General features: G+C 59.8%; 18 protein-coding genes. 9 read left to right on the top strand and 9 right to left on the bottom strand.

Annotated features, from left to right (window positions below):
- The first annotated feature begins 10 nt into the window (after positions 1-10).
- The 6 genes from rplQ to FHT86_RS08575 all read left to right on the top strand — a co-directional run bounded on the left by rplQ (position 11) and on the right by FHT86_RS08575 (position 4787).
- Complete coding sequence (rplQ, locus tag FHT86_RS08600) at positions 11-433, top strand: 50S ribosomal protein L17 (protein ID WP_107107815.1); 423 nt, start codon at positions 11-13, stop codon at positions 431-433.
- Between the two features lie 193 nt (positions 434-626).
- Positions 627-1007, top strand: coding sequence for a DUF2809 domain-containing protein (locus FHT86_RS08595; protein WP_133706420.1), 381 nt, complete (start codon positions 627-629; stop codon positions 1005-1007).
- Between the two features lie 133 nt (positions 1008-1140).
- Positions 1141-1617, top strand: a complete 477-nt coding sequence (locus FHT86_RS08590; protein ID WP_133706419.1) for a MarR family winged helix-turn-helix transcriptional regulator — start codon at positions 1141-1143, stop codon at positions 1615-1617.
- Entirely contained in the window at positions 1614-3683 is a 2070-nt protein-coding gene (locus FHT86_RS08585) for an FUSC family protein (RefSeq protein ID WP_133706418.1), read from the top strand. The genes FHT86_RS08590 and FHT86_RS08585 overlap by 4 nt, the downstream gene beginning before the upstream one ends.
- Before the next feature lie 4 nt (positions 3684-3687).
- The gene (locus FHT86_RS08580; protein WP_133706417.1) at positions 3688-3897 is read left to right on the top strand and encodes a DUF1656 domain-containing protein; all 210 of its coding nucleotides are present in this window, start codon (positions 3688-3690) and stop codon (positions 3895-3897) included.
- Entirely contained in the window at positions 3894-4787 is an 894-nt protein-coding gene (locus FHT86_RS08575; protein ID WP_133706416.1) for an HlyD family secretion protein, read from the top strand. The genes FHT86_RS08580 and FHT86_RS08575 overlap by 4 nt, the downstream gene beginning before the upstream one ends.
- Positions 4788-4833: 46 nt before the next feature.
- On the opposite strand, the gene msrQ is transcribed toward FHT86_RS08575, so the two are convergent.
- Both msrQ and msrP read right to left on the bottom strand, forming a co-directional pair.
- Positions 4834-5487, bottom strand: a complete 654-nt coding sequence (gene msrQ, locus FHT86_RS08570) for a protein-methionine-sulfoxide reductase heme-binding subunit MsrQ (protein WP_133706415.1) — start codon at positions 5485-5487, stop codon at positions 4834-4836.
- Positions 5487-6434, bottom strand: a complete 948-nt coding sequence (msrP, locus tag FHT86_RS08565) for a protein-methionine-sulfoxide reductase catalytic subunit MsrP (RefSeq protein ID WP_133706414.1) — start codon at positions 6432-6434, stop codon at positions 5487-5489. Before msrP ends, msrQ begins: the two co-directional genes overlap by 1 nt.
- 356 nt (positions 6435-6790) lie before the next feature.
- Here msrP and ilvD point away from each other — a divergent pair, with 356 nt between their 5' ends.
- Positions 6791-8629: a dihydroxy-acid dehydratase gene (gene ilvD / locus FHT86_RS08560; RefSeq protein WP_133706413.1), complete on the top strand. Its 1839-nt coding sequence runs from the start codon at positions 6791-6793 to the stop codon at positions 8627-8629.
- A gap of 195 nt (positions 8630-8824) precedes the next feature.
- Here the strand turns inward: ilvD and FHT86_RS08555 are convergent, their stop codons facing one another.
- The gene (locus FHT86_RS08555; protein WP_133706412.1) at positions 8825-9172 is read right to left on the bottom strand and encodes a lysozyme inhibitor LprI family protein; all 348 of its coding nucleotides are present in this window, start codon (positions 9170-9172) and stop codon (positions 8825-8827) included.
- A gap of 174 nt (positions 9173-9346) precedes the next feature.
- Between FHT86_RS08555 and FHT86_RS08550 the strand changes: the two genes are divergently transcribed.
- Together FHT86_RS08550 and FHT86_RS08545 are read left to right on the top strand one after the other, a co-directional pair.
- Positions 9347-10750, top strand: a complete 1404-nt coding sequence (locus FHT86_RS08550; protein ID WP_133706411.1) for a DegQ family serine endoprotease — start codon at positions 9347-9349, stop codon at positions 10748-10750.
- Positions 10747-12063 carry a replication-associated recombination protein A gene (locus FHT86_RS08545; RefSeq protein WP_133706410.1) on the top strand — a complete coding sequence of 439 codons (1317 nt, stop codon included), beginning with the start codon at positions 10747-10749 and terminating at the stop codon, positions 12061-12063. Before FHT86_RS08550 ends, FHT86_RS08545 begins: the two co-directional genes overlap by 4 nt.
- Positions 12064-12071: 8 nt before the next feature.
- On the opposite strand, the gene FHT86_RS08540 is transcribed toward FHT86_RS08545, so the two are convergent.
- From FHT86_RS08540 to FHT86_RS08515, 6 genes are all read right to left on the bottom strand, one after another.
- Positions 12072-12404 (bottom strand): DUF1883 domain-containing protein, encoded by a 333-nt coding sequence (locus tag FHT86_RS08540; protein ID WP_133706409.1) that lies wholly within the window; start codon positions 12402-12404, stop codon positions 12072-12074.
- Positions 12405-12514: 110 nt separating this feature from the next.
- Positions 12515-12784: a hypothetical protein gene (locus FHT86_RS08535; RefSeq protein WP_133706408.1), complete on the bottom strand. Its 270-nt coding sequence runs from the start codon at positions 12782-12784 to the stop codon at positions 12515-12517.
- 31 nt (positions 12785-12815) lie between these two features.
- Entirely contained in the window at positions 12816-13013 is a 198-nt protein-coding gene (locus FHT86_RS08530) for a hypothetical protein (RefSeq protein WP_133706407.1), read from the bottom strand.
- 139 nt (positions 13014-13152) lie between these two features.
- Positions 13153-14094 carry a 4-hydroxy-tetrahydrodipicolinate synthase gene (gene dapA / locus FHT86_RS08525; RefSeq protein ID WP_133706406.1) on the bottom strand — a complete coding sequence of 314 codons (942 nt, stop codon included), beginning with the start codon at positions 14092-14094 and terminating at the stop codon, positions 13153-13155.
- A 14-nt stretch (positions 14095-14108) separates the two neighbouring features.
- A complete protein-coding gene (locus FHT86_RS08520; protein WP_133706405.1) occupies positions 14109-14336 on the bottom strand; it encodes a hypothetical protein in 228 nt (75 codons plus the stop codon).
- 258 nt (positions 14337-14594) lie between these two features.
- Positions 14595-15611 carry a ketopantoate reductase family protein gene (locus FHT86_RS08515; protein ID WP_133706404.1) on the bottom strand — a complete coding sequence of 339 codons (1017 nt, stop codon included), beginning with the start codon at positions 15609-15611 and terminating at the stop codon, positions 14595-14597.
- Positions 15612-15636: the final 25 nt, after the last annotated feature.

Below are 15636 nucleotides of genomic sequence, written 5' to 3'. Positions count from 1 at the left end.
GAGAATAGCCATGCGCCACGGTAAAGCCGGCCGCAAGCTGAATAGAACCGCTAGTCACCGTAAGGCGATGTTCGCCAACATGGCGGCTTCGCTCATCACCCATGAGCAGATCGTCACCACGCTCCCGAAGGCGAAGGAAATCCGTCCGATCGTCGAGAAGCTGGTCACCCTCGGCAAGCGCGGCGACCTGCACGCTCGTCGTCAGGCCATCTCGCAGATCCGTGACGCAGCCGTTGTCTCGAAGCTGTTCGATACGATTGCTTCGCGCTACGCCACCCGCAACGGCGGCTACCTGCGCATCATGAAGGCCGGCTTCCGCCAGGGCGACAATGCCGCTCTCGCCGTCGTCGAATTCGTCGATCGCGACACCCTCGCCAAGGGCGCAGCCGACAAGGCTCGCGTTGCTGCCGAGGAAGAAGCCGCAGCCGCTTAAGGCTCGCTTCGGACAAGAGATTGAAGGCCGGATGAGCGATCATCCGGCCTTTTTGTTTGTCTGCACTTCGGAAGCCCTGTTTTCGGCAAAATGCGATAGCTGAAATTGCGGCTTCGAACACCGCTGGCCGCGTTTTTGACTTGGGAGGAATGGACTGTTGGAAACTGCGCTGCGACGGATATCAAGACGAGCGATGCTATTTCTGACGCTGATATTCGTCATCATCTGCGGTCTTGTGCTTAGGCGGTATGGCTATGCGATGCATCTTCCCTTCGTCGTCGTCAAATATGGCGGCTCGGTCCTATGGGGGGCGATGGTCTATGCCCTCTTGGCCACGATAGTCGCAGGCACAAAACCGTCCAGGATTGCTGCAGCCGCGCTGATCGTTGCCGTCGCTGTCGAATTCTTTCGGCTGGTTCACACACCATGGCTGGATGCCTTCCGGCTGACGATTGCGGGTGCTCTGCTGCTGGGGCGGGTGTTTTCCCTATGGAATATATTGGCCTATGTCGTTGGGACCGTCATCGCCTTTGCGTTCGATCTCACCTTTTCGAGGACTAGGGACGCGCAGTAGAGGTCGGTTGATCGGCTGGCTGAAAACAGGCCTGCCGTCCGTTGAGCGCGCGCCGGACCAGGGCCTTCATTTTCCAGGCGTCATTATCAGAAAATAGTTTGAATGCTAACTAGTTTAATGCTAATAGATTGCTATGAAATCATTTAGCGCCTTGCAACGGATATTCACCGCCAATCTCCTTTCGACCGGCCGCCAGTGGCGACGGGCTGTCGATCTTGCGCTCAGCTCCCATGGCATTTCGGAGGCTGCCGCCGCACCACTCTTGTGGATCGGTCGGCTTGGCGGCGGGGTGCGGCAGGTCGCTCTTGCCAATTATGTCGGTATCGAGGGGCCGTCGCTGGTGAGGTTACTCGACCAGCTCGAAGGTTTGGAGCTTGTCATTCGCAAGGACGATCCGACAGATCGCCGGGCCAAGGGCTTGTGGCTGACTGCCAAAGGCGAAGTACTCGCCGCCCGTATGGAAGAGACGCTTGACGAATTGCGGGGCAGGATCCTTGCCAATGTCGATAAGGCCGATATCGAAGCCGCGATCCGTGTGCTGCAGGCCTTCGATGAATTCGAAACGCCGAGACCTTCCGAATCCAATCAGCAAGGCGAAGGCGTGTTATGAATCTTCCTTCCTGGCGTGACTGGTTGTTTTCGGCCAAGGCCTTTCTTGCGTCCATGCTCGCTTTGTTCATCGCACTGTCGCTGGATCTCCCGCGTCCCTATTGGGCCATGGCGGCTGTTTATGTCGTTGCCAATCCGCTCGCAGGGGCAACGAGTTCGAAAGCGCTCTATCGCGCTCTCGGCACTCTCCTGGGGGCATCCGCCGCGGTCTTCTTCGTTCCGCTCTTCGTCGATGCTCCTGAACTCCTTTCGATTGTGATAGCGTTATGGACAGGAACGCTGCTGTTCATATCGATGCTCGATCGGACCTCCCGCAGCTACGTGTTCATGCTCGCCGGCTATTCGCTGCCACTGATCGCCTTGCCGACCGTCGGCTCCCCGGAATCCATCTTTGACGTCGCACTTGCCCGCTCGGAGGAGATCATCATCGGCATCGTTTGCGCCAGCATCGTCAGCGCGACCGTTTTTCCAACCAGCGTGAGCACCGTTCTCGGCCAACGTATCACGACATGGCTCGATGATGCGGGCAGTTGGGCGGATGAGATCCTGCGCGGGGAGGGCGCGTCACCCGCGACGCCGCTGAAACGGCAGAAGCTCGCCGCCGACGTCACCGGGCTCGATCTCATCATCAGCCAGCTCGGTTACGATGCCGGCAGCCGGGATATCGTCCGCCACTCTCGTGAACTGCGCGGCCGCCTTTTGATGCTGCTGCCTCTCTTTTCCTCTCTCGCCGACCGGCTGCATGCCTTGAAGGCAAGTGAGAAAACTCTACCTCAGGAGCTCGTCGTGGTCCTGAACGAAGTTGCCGATTGGCTCGGACAAGGCGGCAGCAGTAAGGCCGACAACACCGTCGACGTTCTGTCGCGAAAGATCGAGGATTTGCAGTTAAGCGATCCTGATCTCGGCTGGGATGATCTCGTTTTATCGAGCGCGCTGGCGCGGCTGAAGGAAATCGTCGATCTCTGGCAGGACTGCCTGACGTTGCGCGATCAGATCGTTGCCGGCGGCAAGCGCGGTACCTGGTGGCCCGCCTTCCGGCACCGCAGGGTCGTTGGACGTAACCGGCACTATGATTATGCACTGCTGGCCTTTTCCGCCGGCTCCGTGGTTGTCGGCACAGCGATCGCCTGCTTTTTCTGGATTTTCACCGGTTGGCAGAATGGCGCCGGCTTCGTCACCATGGCCGCAGTCGCCTGTTCCTTCTTTGCCGCGCTCGACCGTCCGGCACCCTTCATCACATCCATGTTTGTCTGGTGCGCCATCAGCCTGGTCATCGCCTTCGTCTACATTTTCGCCATTCTGCCCGCCATGAATAGCTATGAGATGCTGGTCGTCGCCTTCGCGCCTCCGTTCCTGTTGCTGGGCCTGCTCATTCCGAAGCCGCAGTCCAACATGCTGGCCATGCTGCTGACGGTGAACAGCGCCTCGTTCATCGCGCTTCAGGACCGCTACACCTCGGACTTCACCACCTTCACCAACGAGGCGATCGCCGCCTTGGCAGGTATCGGTTTCGCGCTTGTCTGGACGCTGATCGCCCGACCGTTCGGCGCCGAGATCGCTGCCCGACGGCTGGTGCAGGCCGGCTGGGCGGATCTCGCTGAGACAGCAGCCGGTGCTCGCCACGGCGATCACGAGCGCCTGTCTGCCCGCATTCTCGATCGTTTGGGCCAGCTCGTGCCGCGCCTTGCCGCGGTCGAGGATCGTGAGTTGAAGAAAGTCGACGGATTTGCAGACGTCCGCTTGGGTTTCAATGTGCTGATGCTGCAGAAGGAGCGGGCACGTCTTGGCGCGTCCAGCGCATCGGCCATCGGGGTCGTTTTGTCCGGCATTTCGCATTTCTACCGTGCAAGGCTGAAGGCCGGCCAGCCGCTCGATGCTCCCGATGATCTCCGTCAATCGATCGATGAAAGCTTGAGAGTGATTGCCGACGAGAATGCCGGCAACGGCCGCGATAGCCTCGATGCTTTAGTGGGGCTACGCCGCGCACTCTACCCTCAAGCATCGCCGCCGGAGAATTGGCGATCAAATCAACCGGTCTCCATACCTCTTTCCCTTGCCGCGGAATAAAGCCATGCCTGCAGAATTTGATCTTTACGGCGTCTACGTGCCGCGCCTCCTCGTTCTGATGCTTCTTAGCCTTGTGCTGATCATTGTCCTTCGGCGTGTTCTAGCTCGGCTTGGCGTTTACTCCCTCGTCTGGCATCGCGGTCTCTTCGACCTTGCCCTCTATGTGCTGCTTCTTGGGGCCGTTTCCTCTTTTACCCGTTGGTACTTCATATGAACGCGTTCAAACTTATCGGCCGGATTGCCGTCACCCTTGTCTTCGTCGTCGCGGCCGTTTTTGTCGGCCGTCAGCTTTGGAGCCACTATATGCACGAGCCGTGGACACGCGATGCGCGCCTGCGCGCCGATGTCGTCGGTATCGCACCCGATGTTTCCGGTTTGGTGAGTGAAGTCTTGGTAAAGGACAATCAGGTCGTCAAGAAAGGCGATGTTCTCTTTCGTGTCGATCGCGAGCGTTTCACCATTGCCTTGGCCCAGGCCGATGCTGCGCTCCAGGGCGCCAAAGCGACACTCGACCAGTCGCATCGCGAAAGCGAGCGACAGCAGCGTCTCGGCGATGCTGCCTCTGTCCAACAGAAGGAGCAGGCGCAAACCGCAGAGGAGCAAGCGGAGGCCTCCCTTGGCCAGGCCACTGCCAATCGCGCTCTCGCCCAGCTCAACTTCGACCGTTCCGAGGTCAAGGCGACAGTAAATGGCAGCGTTTCAAATCTCAGTCTCCGTCCGGGCGACTATGTTACCGCGGGCACTGCGAAGGTCGCTCTGATCGACGCCGACTCCCTGCGGGTGGAGGGCTATTTTGAGGAAACCAAGCTGCCGCGCATTCAAATCGGCGATGAGGTGTCGATCCATCTGATGGGGCAGGCGGAAAAGCTGACGGGCCATGTGGAGAGCATCGCCACCGGCATCGAAGACCGCGAGCGTACCTCGGGCAGCTTGCTCGCCAATATCACCCCGACCTTCAGTTGGGTCCGTCTGGCGCAGCGCGTGCCCGTGCGCATTGCTCTCGACAAGGTGCCCGACGGCACGAAGCTGATCGCCGGCCTGACGGCGACCGTGGAGGTTTCGGAGCAGCAAAGCAAGGTCGCCCTCGGAGCAGCTGTCGAATGACGAGTTGATGCGCGAGAATGGATCGTCGCGGGCTTCAACTCCAATCCTAAGCCGCTCTGGAGCGGGAAACTGCAGCCGGTTTCCGTGCCGCCCTGCGTTTCTCCATCATGATCGGCCGGTACGATCGGTAGAGGATCATGGCGATCAGCAGGCCGATATAGATATACTGCTCAAGTGACAGCACCTTGGTCGACAGCGCGAAATGCAGTGCGCCGCAGGCGGCGATAATATAGACCAGCCGATGCAGCCAGATCCATTTCTTGCCGAGACGTTTGATCGAAAAGTTGTTGGAGGTCACGGCAAGCGCCAGCAGCATCACCAGCCCGGCCATGCCGAACATGATGAAGGGCCGCTTCAGCACGTCGTCGATGACCGCCTGCACGTCCAGCGCCTGGTCGAGGACCATGTAGACCGTCAGATGCATCAGCGCATAGTAGAAGCAAAGCAGGCCGAGTGCCCGGCGATAGCGCAGGTAGTTCCAGCCGAAGAGATCGCGCGCCGGGGTGACGGCGAGCGTCAGGAGCAGGAAGCGGATCGCCCAGAGCCCGAGGAAAAGCTCGAAGGTCTTGACCGCGTCGGCGCCGAGCTGGTCCGTGGCGCCGAGATAGAACTCCCATGCCGCCGGCATCAGGCCGACGACATAAAGCGCCCAGACCGAAGCCGGTTGCCAGCGTTTGGGCAAGGCGAAGGAAAAGGCCATCAGAAATTCGCCCTCAGGTCCATGCCGGCATAGAGGCTTGCGACCTGATCGGCATAGCCATTAAAGGGCAGGGTGGGTCGGCGATTGGCACCGAAGAAACCGCCTTCACCGATACGGCGTTCGGTCGCCTGGCTCCAGCGCGGATGGTCGACTGCCGGATTGACGTTGGCATAGAAGCCGTATTCCTGGCTGTTCGTCGCCTGCCAGGTGTTCAGTGGCTGCTTGTCGGTGAGCGTGATGCGCACGATCGACTTGATGCCCTTGAAGCCGTATTTCCATGGCACGACGAGGCGGATCGGTGCGCCGTTCGCGTTCGGCAATGTCTCGCCATAGAGACCGACGGCTAAAAGCGTCAGCGGATTGCGCGCTTCATCGAGCCGCAGGCCTTCGACATAGGGCCAGTTCAAGGACTGGAAAACGCCCGACTGCCCAGGCATCTCCTCCGGCCGCACGACCGTCTCGAAGGCGACGAACTTGGCGCTGCCAAGCGGCTCCACCTTGTCGAGCAGCGCGGACAAAGGAAAACCGTCCCAGGGGATGACCATCGACCAGGCCTCGACGCAGCGCATTCGGTAGACGCGCTCTTCCGGCGGAAATTCCTTGATCAGCGCATCGATGTCGAAGGTGCCGGGTTTGCCGACCATGCCATCGACCTTGACGGTCCAGGGCCGCGGCTTGAAGTTGCCCGAAAGTTTTGCCGGATCGGCCTTGTCGAGACCGAATTCGTAGAAATTGTTGTAGGTGGTGACATCCTTGATCGGGGTCAGCTTTTCGTCGACCGTATAGTTGCTCTTGGTGGCGTTCAACGTATCCGCAAAGGCGCTTTTCCCGCCGGCGATCGCGATGCCGGCGCCGGCCGCAGCCGCCAGGAATTCCCGGCGCCTCAGATAGACCGAGCGCGGCGTGATCTCGGAGGAGGCGACCTTCGGCGGGCGATAGGAAGGCATTGCGATGTTCCTTTCTACGATCGTAGAGATAATATGACCTCTACGCAGGAGAAGCACGATTTGTTACCGTCTTACGACGTTATTTCTTTTGAACGGAAACCAATTTTTTGTGTGCGTTCGTGATGGAATAAACCGCCTTCCGCGTTGTCTATGTCATTTGGCTGGTGACTGAGCCGGATAAGAGCCAGAGACTACGTTCGCCCTTGCGGCGTACCGGATTCGGTCTAGTTGATAGTGACAGTCCGGTGCGATTGGATTAGGACAATTCCAAAAAGCAGGATTGTCGGCGCTCCCTTCGGCGCAAAGCCCCAGGCCGGCCGGCTCCTCATAATTTCCGAGACGACGAGGAAGACACCATGCCAGCTTATCGTTCTAGAACCACGACCCATGGCCGCAACATGGCCGGCGCGCGCGGCCTTTGGCGCGCGACGGGTATGAAGGACAGCGATTTCGGCAAGCCCATCATTGCGGTGGTCAATTCTTTCACCCAATTCGTGCCCGGCCACGTCCACCTCAAGGATCTCGGCCAGCTCGTGGCGCGCGAAATCGAAGCGGCCGGCGGTGTTGCCAAGGAATTCAACACCATCGCCGTCGACGACGGTATCGCCATGGGCCATGACGGCATGCTCTATTCGTTGCCTTCGCGCGAACTGATCGCCGACAGCGTTGAATATATGGTCAATGCCCATTGCGCCGACGCCATGGTCTGCATTTCCAATTGCGACAAGATCACCCCCGGCATGTTGATGGCCTCGCTGCGCCTCAATATCCCGAGCGTTTTTGTTTCCGGCGGCCCGATGGAGGCCGGGAAGGTCGTCCTGCACGGTAAGAAAGTCGCTCTCGATCTGGTCGACGCCATGGTTGCCGCTGCCGACGACAAGATCAGCGACGAGGACGTCCAGGTCATCGAGCGTTCGGCCTGTCCGACCTGCGGTTCCTGCTCCGGTATGTTTACCGCCAATTCGATGAACTGCCTGACGGAAGCGCTCGGCTTGTCGCTGCCCGGCAATGGCTCGACGCTCGCAACCCATGGCGATCGCAAACGCCTCTTCGTCGAAGCCGGCCATCTGATCGTCGATCTTGCTCGCCGCTACTATGAGCAGGAAGACGCGACGATCCTGCCGCGTAACGTTGCTTCGAAGCAGGCGTTTGAAAATGCAATGTCACTCGATATCGCCATGGGCGGCTCGACCAATACGGTGCTGCATATTCTGGCCGCCGCGCATGAAGGCGAGATCGATTTCACCATGGCCGATATCGATGCGCTGTCGCGCCGGGTGCCTTGCCTTTCCAAGGTCGCACCGGCAAAGAGCGACGTGCATATGGAAGACGTGCATCGCGCCGGCGGCATCATGTCGATCCTTGGCGAGCTCGACAAGGGTGGCTTGATCAACCGCGATTGCCCGACCGTCCACGCCGAAACGCTGGGCGATGCGATCGATCGCTGGGACATCACCCGTACCAATAGCGAAAGCGTCCGCGAATTCTTCCGCGCTGCACCCGGCGGCGTTCCGACCCAGGTTGCTTTCAGCCAGAGTTCCCGCTGGGATGAGCTCGACACCGACCGCGAGCACGGCGTCATTCGCAGCGTCGAGCATCCTTTTTCCAAGGATGGCGGCCTTGCTGTCCTGAAGGGCAACTTGGCGCTGGACGGCTGCATCGTGAAGACCGCGGGCGTCGATGAATCGATCTTGAAATTTTCCGGCCCGGCCAAGGTCTTCGAAAGCCAGGACGCAGCCGTCAAGGGCATCCTCAGCAACGAGGTCAAGGCCGGCGACGTCGTTGTTATCCGCTATGAAGGCCCGAAGGGCGGCCCCGGCATGCAGGAAATGCTCTATCCGACCAGCTATCTGAAGTCGAAGGGCCTCGGCAAAGCCTGCGCCTTGATCACTGACGGTCGCTTCTCAGGCGGTACCTCGGGCCTCTCCATCGGCCACGTCTCGCCGGAAGCTGCAAACGGCGGCACGATCGGCCTGGTGCGCGAAGGCGACATGATCGACATCGACATTCCGAATCGCATCATCAGCCTGCGCATCGACGACAAGGAGCTCGCTGCTCGCCGCGAAGCGCAGAACGCCAAGGGTTGGCACCCAGCAGAAGTGCGCAAGCGCAACGTCACGACGGCCCTGAAGGCCTATGCGGCTTTCGCAACCAGCGCGGACCGCGGCGCGGTCAGAGATCTGAGCGGGAAGTAGTAAGGGCCCTTCGCCTCGCAAGGCGGAGAGAAGGTGCGCTGGGACAATTGAGCACAACAAAATTGTTCCAGGTCGGATGAGGGGCCTTTTCGAAATCAGCCGCGACGGCAAAGTTTGCCGGACCCACGGTAGCCCCTCACCCTAGCCCTCTCCCGTTTGGACGGGGAGAGGGGACGACCGTGCAGGGGCGCACCGCTATAGCGGTCGATTGATCCGCTTATACGTCTCATCCAGTGCCTTCAACCGCTCGTCATAAGCCGCCTTGATGCATGCGACGTCAGCTCCACACGCCTGTCGCTTCTTCAGCCAGGCCGTCTGCTCATCCTGCAATGTGCCGCGTGCGCCCATGGCAAGCAGGCCGGAGAGCAGGTCGAAGGTCGTAACCATCTTTACGTCCGCATCGTTGAGCGCTCTCTTATCGCAGATCGTCTTCTCGTCCGGCTGAAGGTTCTGCGCATCGCAATCGAAGCTCGCGGCCTGGGATGTGCTGGCGGCCGTGAGGAAGGTGAGAAGAAGGACTGCCGCAAGGCTGTTTGATCGCATGATTTGCTCCACGTGCCGGTTTCCGAAGCAAAATGCGCAATCACGTGTTTTTGTTCAACTTGCCTGTTTTTCGCGAGCGCGGACAACCATTTTTGGTTCATGCTTCCGCCCTCTTTTCTTTCTAGCGTCGGACGCTACAACCTTGTTTCAAGAGCATTAAAAAAGGAAAATTCCATGCAGGTCCTGCTGAAGCGCACCGCCGTTTCGATGATTGCCCTCATCATGACGATGCCGCTTTCCGCTGAGGCGCAGACTGCGAAGTCGGTGCCTCAGAGCCAGATGCAAATGCAGCTTTCGTTCGCGCCGCTGGTCAAGCAGACGGCCGGCGCTGTGGTCAATGTTTATGCTGAGCGGCTGGTGCAGCAGCGGTCCCCCTTCGCAGGCGATCCGTTCTTCGAGCAGTTCTTCGGTCAACGCATGCCGAACCGCACGGAAAAGCAGGCATCGCTTGGCTCTGGCGTCATTGTCGAGGCGAACGGTACCGTGATCACCAACAACCACGTCATCGACGGCGCTGACGACATCAAGATCGCCTTGTCTGATGGCCGCGAATTCCCCTGCACGGTGGTGCTGAAGGACGACAGGGTCGATCTTGCGGTACTGAAGATTCAATCCAAGAACGAAACCTTCCCAATCCTGCCCATCGCCAATTCCGATGCGGTGGAAGTCGGCGATCTCGTGCTGGCGATCGGCAATCCCTTCGGTGTCGGGCAGACTGTCACAAGTGGCATAGTCTCGGCTCTGGCCCGCAATCAGGTGAAGAATGAGGTCGGCTTCTTCATTCAGACTGATGCTTCGATCAATCCCGGCAACTCCGGTGGCGCGCTGATGAACATGGCTGGCGAACTCATCGGCCTCAACACGGCGATCTTCTCGCAGAGCGGTGGCTCGAACGGCATCGGCTTCGCGATCCCGGCTAATCTGGTCAAGGTCTTCCTTGCCGCATCGGATCGCGGTGACAAGACCTTCGATCGTCCGTATATCGGCGCGTCCTTCGAGCCGGTGACTTCTGATGTCGCTGAAGCGCTCGGCCTCGACAAGGTGCGCGGCGCACTCGTGACCAAGGTGGTCGATGGCGGGCCGGCGGCGAAGGCAGGTTTGAAGGCGGGTGAGGTCGTCACCGCTGTCAACAATATTCCGGTTGAGCATCCAGATGCCTTGGGATACCGCCTGACGACGGCGGGCCTTGGAGCCACGGTTTCCTTAACCGTGCTCGACAACGGCAAGGCGCATGAGGATAGCATGACGCTTGCATCCGCGCCTGAATCGACGCCGCGAAATGAAAAGCTGATCCAGGGCAACAATCCCTTCTCGGGTGCCACGGTTGCCAATCTTTCGCCGCGCGTGGCCGACGAATTGCACCTGCCGCCGGATACCGCCGGTGTCGTTGTGGAGAACCTGAAGGCCGATTCTCCGGCCGATCGCCTGGGATTCGCGCCGAAGGATATTGTTATTTCCGTGAATGGCACAGCAATCACATCGACAGATGTGCTACAGCAGACCGTTAGCGGCAATCCAAGCTTCTGGCGCGTTGAAATCGAGCGCGACGGACAGCGCATTCGGCAGTTTTTCCGATGAGTGATGACCTGTTTGCACCGCGGATACCGGAAGAGATCGCCAATAGGCGACCTCTCGCCGATCGTCTGCGGCCGCAAACGCTGGCCGATGTCACCGGGCAGCCACATCTGACGGGCGAGGACGGTGCGCTGAGACGGATGATAGAGTCCGGCTCTCTAGGCTCGATGATCTTCTGGGGTCCGCCCGGCACCGGCAAGACGACGGTGGCGCGGTTGTTGTCGGGCGAGGCGGGTCTAGCCTTCGAGCAGATTTCAGCAATTTTCTCCGGCGTTGCAGACCTCAAAAAGGTGTTCGAAACGGCGCGTCTGCGCCGCATGGATGGCCGCCAGACACTTCTTTTCGTCGACGAGATCCATCGCTTCAACCGCGCCCAGCAGGATAGCTTCCTGCCGGTCATGGAAGATGGCACCGTCATCCTGGTCGGCGCCACGACCGAGAATCCATCTTTCGAGCTCAACGCCGCGCTCCTGTCTCGCGCACGCGTCCTGACGTTTCGCTCGCATGACGAGGAAAGCCTCGAAGAGTTGCTGCGCCGCGCCGAAATGGCTGAAGGCCGGCCGCTGCCATTGACGGAGGATGCCCGCGCCAGCCTGATCCGCATGGCGGATGGTGATGGCCGCTCGGTGCTGACGCTGGCCGAAGAAGTTTGGCGCGCCGCACGCAAGGACGAACTCTTCGATCCCGATGCGCTCATCAAGATCGTGCAGCGCCGTGCGCCGGTCTACGACAAGGCGCAGGACGGCCACTACAATCTGATTTCGGCGCTGCATAAGTCGGTGCGCGGCTCCGATCCCGACGCGGCGCTCTACTATCTTGCGCGCATGTTCGATGCCGGCGAAGACCCGCTTTATCTTGGACGGCGGCTGGTGCGGATGGCGGTCGAGGATATCGGGCTTGCCGATCCGCAGGCGCTGGTCATCTGCAACGCCGCCAAGGACGCTTACGATTATCTGGGGTCACCGGAAGGTGAATTGGCTCTGGCCGAGGCCTGCGTCTATCTTGCCACCGCTCCGAAGTCGAACGCCGTCTATACTGCCTTCAAGGCTGCCACGCAGGCTGCCAAGCAAAACGGATCGCTGTTGCCGCCCAAGCATATCCTCAATGCGCCGACGAAGCTGATGCGCACGGAGGGTTACGGCGACGGTTATCGCTATGATCACGACGAGCCGGATGCCTTTTCAGGCCAGAATTATTTTCCGGAGAAGATGGGCCGCCAGACCTTCTATGATCCGCCGGAACGCGGTTTCGAGCGTGAAATCCGCAAGCGGCTGGACTGGTGGGCGAAACTGCGCAAGGAGCGCGGTGAACGGTAGTCTGAACATCACCTGTTGGTGACGTTTTCCAAGGCGGCCTTCTGTATGCGCGGCGCGGAGGTCTTGTCGATCATCTTGACGCTCGATTCCGCCAGGCCGTTATGGCCTTCCATGTCCACCACGAGATGCCAATGGCCGGCCTCCGGAATGGCCAGTCGGATCGGCGATTTTTTGGCGACGCCGCCGAGGAACTGGTGCTTCAAGGTTTCCGTAAAGCGCTCGAAATTCGAGCTGTTCATTAACCGGACATTGGCGATGGCCGATAGCGTGATTTCGATCACGGTACCGGCACGCTGTTCGTTGAGATCGTAGTGGCTATAACGGAAGGCAGGCTTCGACATTGCTCTTTCACTTCTGATGGCACCCGGCCGTCATTTTACCCAAGGGCGGGTTAAAGAAGCGTTGGGCCGGGTGCGTGAGGCGGTCGAAGGGTGTTTTGAATTGCTACGTCTTAATGCAGGTTTGAGGACGGCATTGCGAAGCCGTCGAGGTCGAGCACCGACCCCTCAGGGGCGCGGCAGATATCGGCGGGGTTATAGTTGCATTCTTCCGCTGCGAAATGCAGCGCGGCCTCTTCATTAGCGAACAGGCCGCCAACCAAGCCCTGCCGGTCTTGAACGATCCAGGTGCCGCGACGATCGCGCCCGATGATGAAACGGGCAGGTGCCGGATTGGCTGCGATGTGCGCCGTGCGGCGCTGGATATGCTGTGCGTTTGCCATATTTTTTCCCTCGTAGATCGCTTCGATATGCTCAGTTGCCAGCCCAGTGCATCAGCACTTGGATGACGGCAGCGGCCAAGAAGACCAGCGCCAGGCGCGGGGCGATGGCGAGAAGGCCGTTTTTTAGAGCATTCGAAGAGGTCGGCCGCTTCGCCCTGGCAAGGGCAGCAGCCCGAGGGCGTTGGAGCGGGTCGGCGGCAGCGCCGAATTGCATGTAGCGTGACATCATAGTTCCTTTCCAAGTGTCACCGGCGCTGTCGATTTGAATCGATGTAAGCGCCACGCAGATAAATCTATGGATGATGCGGTATGATTTCCATTTGGCAGGAAAGGCTAAAATATAAAAATCTCATAGGGATAGAGAGCTTTTATAATCCCAGGCTGAAAGTCGAAGGCAAGGGCGCGCGGCTATGAAAGTCCAGTTGAAGCGAGGCCACCGCCACCTGGATCGCCGCATCCGTCTCGGCTTCGACGCCGGTCAGCGGCAAACGCACTTCAGGGCTCATGCCCTTCAGCAGAGACAGGGCATGCTTAACCGTTGCCGGTTCTGTTTCACACGCGAGCGCCTTGAACAGCGGCCGCAGCCGGTCGTCGATCAGTCGCGCTGTCGCCACGTGGTCGCATCCGGCCGATAGCTGCATGGAATGAAAAAGCCGCGGCACGATGTTGGCAGCGCTCGAAAACGCACCCCGTCCGCCGGCGATGGTGAAGGCGAGCGCGGTTGCGTCATGGGTCGTGTAGAGCCCGATCCGTTCCGGCAGCAAAGGACGCCAAGCGCCGACACGGCCGACATCGCCGCTGCCGTCGGCAATGCCGATTATGGTCGGGATTTCCGCCAAACGCGCGATCGTCGCCGGCATCAGGTCGATGGCTGTATGAGCGGGCAGGTTATGGATGATCAGCGGCAGGTCGGTGCTGTCGGCCAGCCGCTGGAAGTGATGGACCAGACCCTTCTGACTTGGCTTGGAATAATAGGGAAGTGTGACGAAGGCGGCATCCGCGCCGAGTTTCTGGGCCTGCCGCGTCTCCTCGATCGTCGTCGCCGTGTCGTTGGTGCCGGTGGCGACGACAACTGGGACCTGGCCTCCCGCCAACTCGACGCAGATATCGATGATCCGCGCTCGCTCGGGCTCCGTGAGCACAGGTCCCTCACCGATCAAAGAGCAGGCCAGCAACCCGTCAACGCTGTTCAGCAATTGCCATTCAACATGTGCCATCAAGCCGACGGTATCGATCGCGCCGTCGCGAAACGGCGTGACCAACGCGGTGATCGCGCCACCGACACGCCTTTGTAAGGCCGGTCTCATCATGATCTTCTGGCCGCTCAGAGATAGTGCAGCACAATGAAAAGCTCGAGGCCGCCGAGCAACAGCCCGAAGGCGAACATCGCATAGAACGTGCGCTTTTCACGGATCTGCCGGTTGCGGAGCCGAAGTTTCCGCTGGGCTTTGCCAGCTAAGGCAGAAGCGGCGATGCGATCGTGTCTTTCGTCGCTGTCGCGCACAAGAAAGCGGATAGCCTCGGTGAGATTGGGGGAATGTGTGTCAAGCATGGCATCTACCTCTGCATTCGATTTCCACGGTAGTGCCGAGCGGCATAGGAAATCCATTCGAGGCGGAAGGCGAAGAAATAGGGGAGATATAAAGATGCCGACGGAGTGGCTTCCTCGCCCGCACAAACGGGAGAGGGGAAGAAGTCAGTACCGACGATGCTCGAAGTCGATCCGAGAAAGCATTCGACAGATCGCCATATTGCTTTGCTCAACAGCTCTCGGCCACTTCCCTCCGTAGTGCGGGAAGAAGGGTTTTGGCTATCCCGCCGCTCGCAAGTTCTCTCCGTCCAACTGCGTCACCAGCGCCAGGATTGTTGCCGAGGTCGGCGTTGCAACACCTATCAATTTACCGAGCGAGACGACCATGCCGACCAGCGGCGTGATTTCCAGCGCCTTGCCGGCCAATAGATCCTGCAGCATAGAGGTGCGTACCGGGCCGATCTGGCGGGAGCGTTCGAGGCGTTCTTCGACCGAAATCGCCAGACGCGAGCCCAGGGCTTCCGCAACCGCTTTCACTTCGTTCATCACCTGGCCGACCATAGCCGACAGGGTAGGATTGCCCATGATGTCGGACAGCAGTGCGCGTGTCAGCGCGCTGATCGGATTGAAGGCAGCATTGCCCATCAGCTTGCTCCAGATCTCATCACGGATGCGCGGCGAGACCGAGACGTTGATATCGGCTCGCTCCAGCAGGCCCGCGATCGCTTCGATGTCGCCAGTCGCTTCGCCGGAGGGTTCGCCGAGGACGAAACGGCCATTGTTGCTGAGCTTGATCTCGCCGGGATTGATGACTTCGGCGCCCTGGTAGGCAACGCAGCCGATGACGCGCTCAGGCCCGATCAACCGCCAGAGATCGCCGTTCGGATCAAGCTCCTCCATCTGGCGTTCGGCATGGCCGCTTTGTTCATCCCGATGAAAATACCACCAGGGTATGCCATTCAGGACCATCACGACTCGCGTGCCGGCATGCAGTAGTTTGGCGAGACCGGGTACTGCTGCACCGAGCTGGTGGCCCTTGAGCCCTGTTATCACCAGGTCCTGCGGCGGCAGTTCCTCCGCATTGTCGGTTGCCTTCACCTTTGCCACCAGCGGGCTGGCTGCTCCGGCCTCCCAGACACGCATGCCATGCGTGCGAATGCCTTCCAGATGCGCGCCGCGTGCGACGACTGAAACGGTTGCCTGCTCCCTCAGTCCTAAAGCCAGTTTTGCCGCAATTGCGCCACCAAGCGCGCCTGCGCCGTAGATACAGATGGTTTTGAGTGAGGGGGATGCCATGGCCTTGATCTCCGGGTCTGTAGCG

This window comes from Rhizobium sp. BK313, assembly GCF_014193655.1.
Classification (GTDB): Bacteria; Pseudomonadota; Alphaproteobacteria; order Rhizobiales; family Rhizobiaceae; genus Rhizobium.
Note: the sequence above shows the minus strand (reverse complement) of the source record. Positions and strands in the feature narration are given on the sequence as shown.

What these genes read in the sequence shown, in the direction of transcription:
- rplQ (WP_107107815.1), top strand. Translation starts at nt 11, where the DNA reads ATGCGCCACGGTAAAGCCGGCCGCAAGCTGAATAGAACCGCTAGTCAC.
- FHT86_RS08595 (WP_133706420.1), top strand. Translation starts at nt 627, where the DNA reads ATGCTATTTCTGACGCTGATATTCGTCATCATCTGCGGTCTTGTGCTT.
- FHT86_RS08590 (WP_133706419.1), top strand. Translation starts at nt 1,141, where the DNA reads ATGAAATCATTTAGCGCCTTGCAACGGATATTCACCGCCAATCTCCTT.
- FHT86_RS08585 (WP_133706418.1), top strand. Translation starts at nt 1,614, where the DNA reads ATGAATCTTCCTTCCTGGCGTGACTGGTTGTTTTCGGCCAAGGCCTTT.
- FHT86_RS08580 (WP_133706417.1), top strand. Translation starts at nt 3,688, where the DNA reads ATGCCTGCAGAATTTGATCTTTACGGCGTCTACGTGCCGCGCCTCCTC.
- FHT86_RS08575 (WP_133706416.1), top strand. Translation starts at nt 3,894, where the DNA reads ATGAACGCGTTCAAACTTATCGGCCGGATTGCCGTCACCCTTGTCTTC.
- msrQ (WP_133706415.1), bottom strand. Translation starts at nt 5,487, where the DNA reads ATGGCCTTTTCCTTCGCCTTGCCCAAACGCTGGCAACCGGCTTCGGTC.
- msrP (WP_133706414.1), bottom strand. Translation starts at nt 6,434, where the DNA reads ATGCCTTCCTATCGCCCGCCGAAGGTCGCCTCCTCCGAGATCACGCCG.
- ilvD (WP_133706413.1), top strand. Translation starts at nt 6,791, where the DNA reads ATGCCAGCTTATCGTTCTAGAACCACGACCCATGGCCGCAACATGGCC.
- FHT86_RS08555 (WP_133706412.1), bottom strand. Translation starts at nt 9,172, where the DNA reads ATGCGATCAAACAGCCTTGCGGCAGTCCTTCTTCTCACCTTCCTCACG.
- FHT86_RS08550 (WP_133706411.1), top strand. Translation starts at nt 9,347, where the DNA reads ATGCAGGTCCTGCTGAAGCGCACCGCCGTTTCGATGATTGCCCTCATC.
- FHT86_RS08545 (WP_133706410.1), top strand. Translation starts at nt 10,747, where the DNA reads ATGAGTGATGACCTGTTTGCACCGCGGATACCGGAAGAGATCGCCAAT.
- FHT86_RS08540 (WP_133706409.1), bottom strand. Translation starts at nt 12,404, where the DNA reads ATGTCGAAGCCTGCCTTCCGTTATAGCCACTACGATCTCAACGAACAG.
- FHT86_RS08535 (WP_133706408.1), bottom strand. Translation starts at nt 12,784, where the DNA reads ATGGCAAACGCACAGCATATCCAGCGCCGCACGGCGCACATCGCAGCC.
- FHT86_RS08530 (WP_133706407.1), bottom strand. Translation starts at nt 13,013, where the DNA reads ATGATGTCACGCTACATGCAATTCGGCGCTGCCGCCGACCCGCTCCAA.
- dapA (WP_133706406.1), bottom strand. Translation starts at nt 14,094, where the DNA reads ATGATGAGACCGGCCTTACAAAGGCGTGTCGGTGGCGCGATCACCGCG.
- FHT86_RS08520 (WP_133706405.1), bottom strand. Translation starts at nt 14,336, where the DNA reads ATGCTTGACACACATTCCCCCAATCTCACCGAGGCTATCCGCTTTCTT.
- FHT86_RS08515 (WP_133706404.1), bottom strand. Translation starts at nt 15,611, where the DNA reads ATGGCATCCCCCTCACTCAAAACCATCTGTATCTACGGCGCAGGCGCG.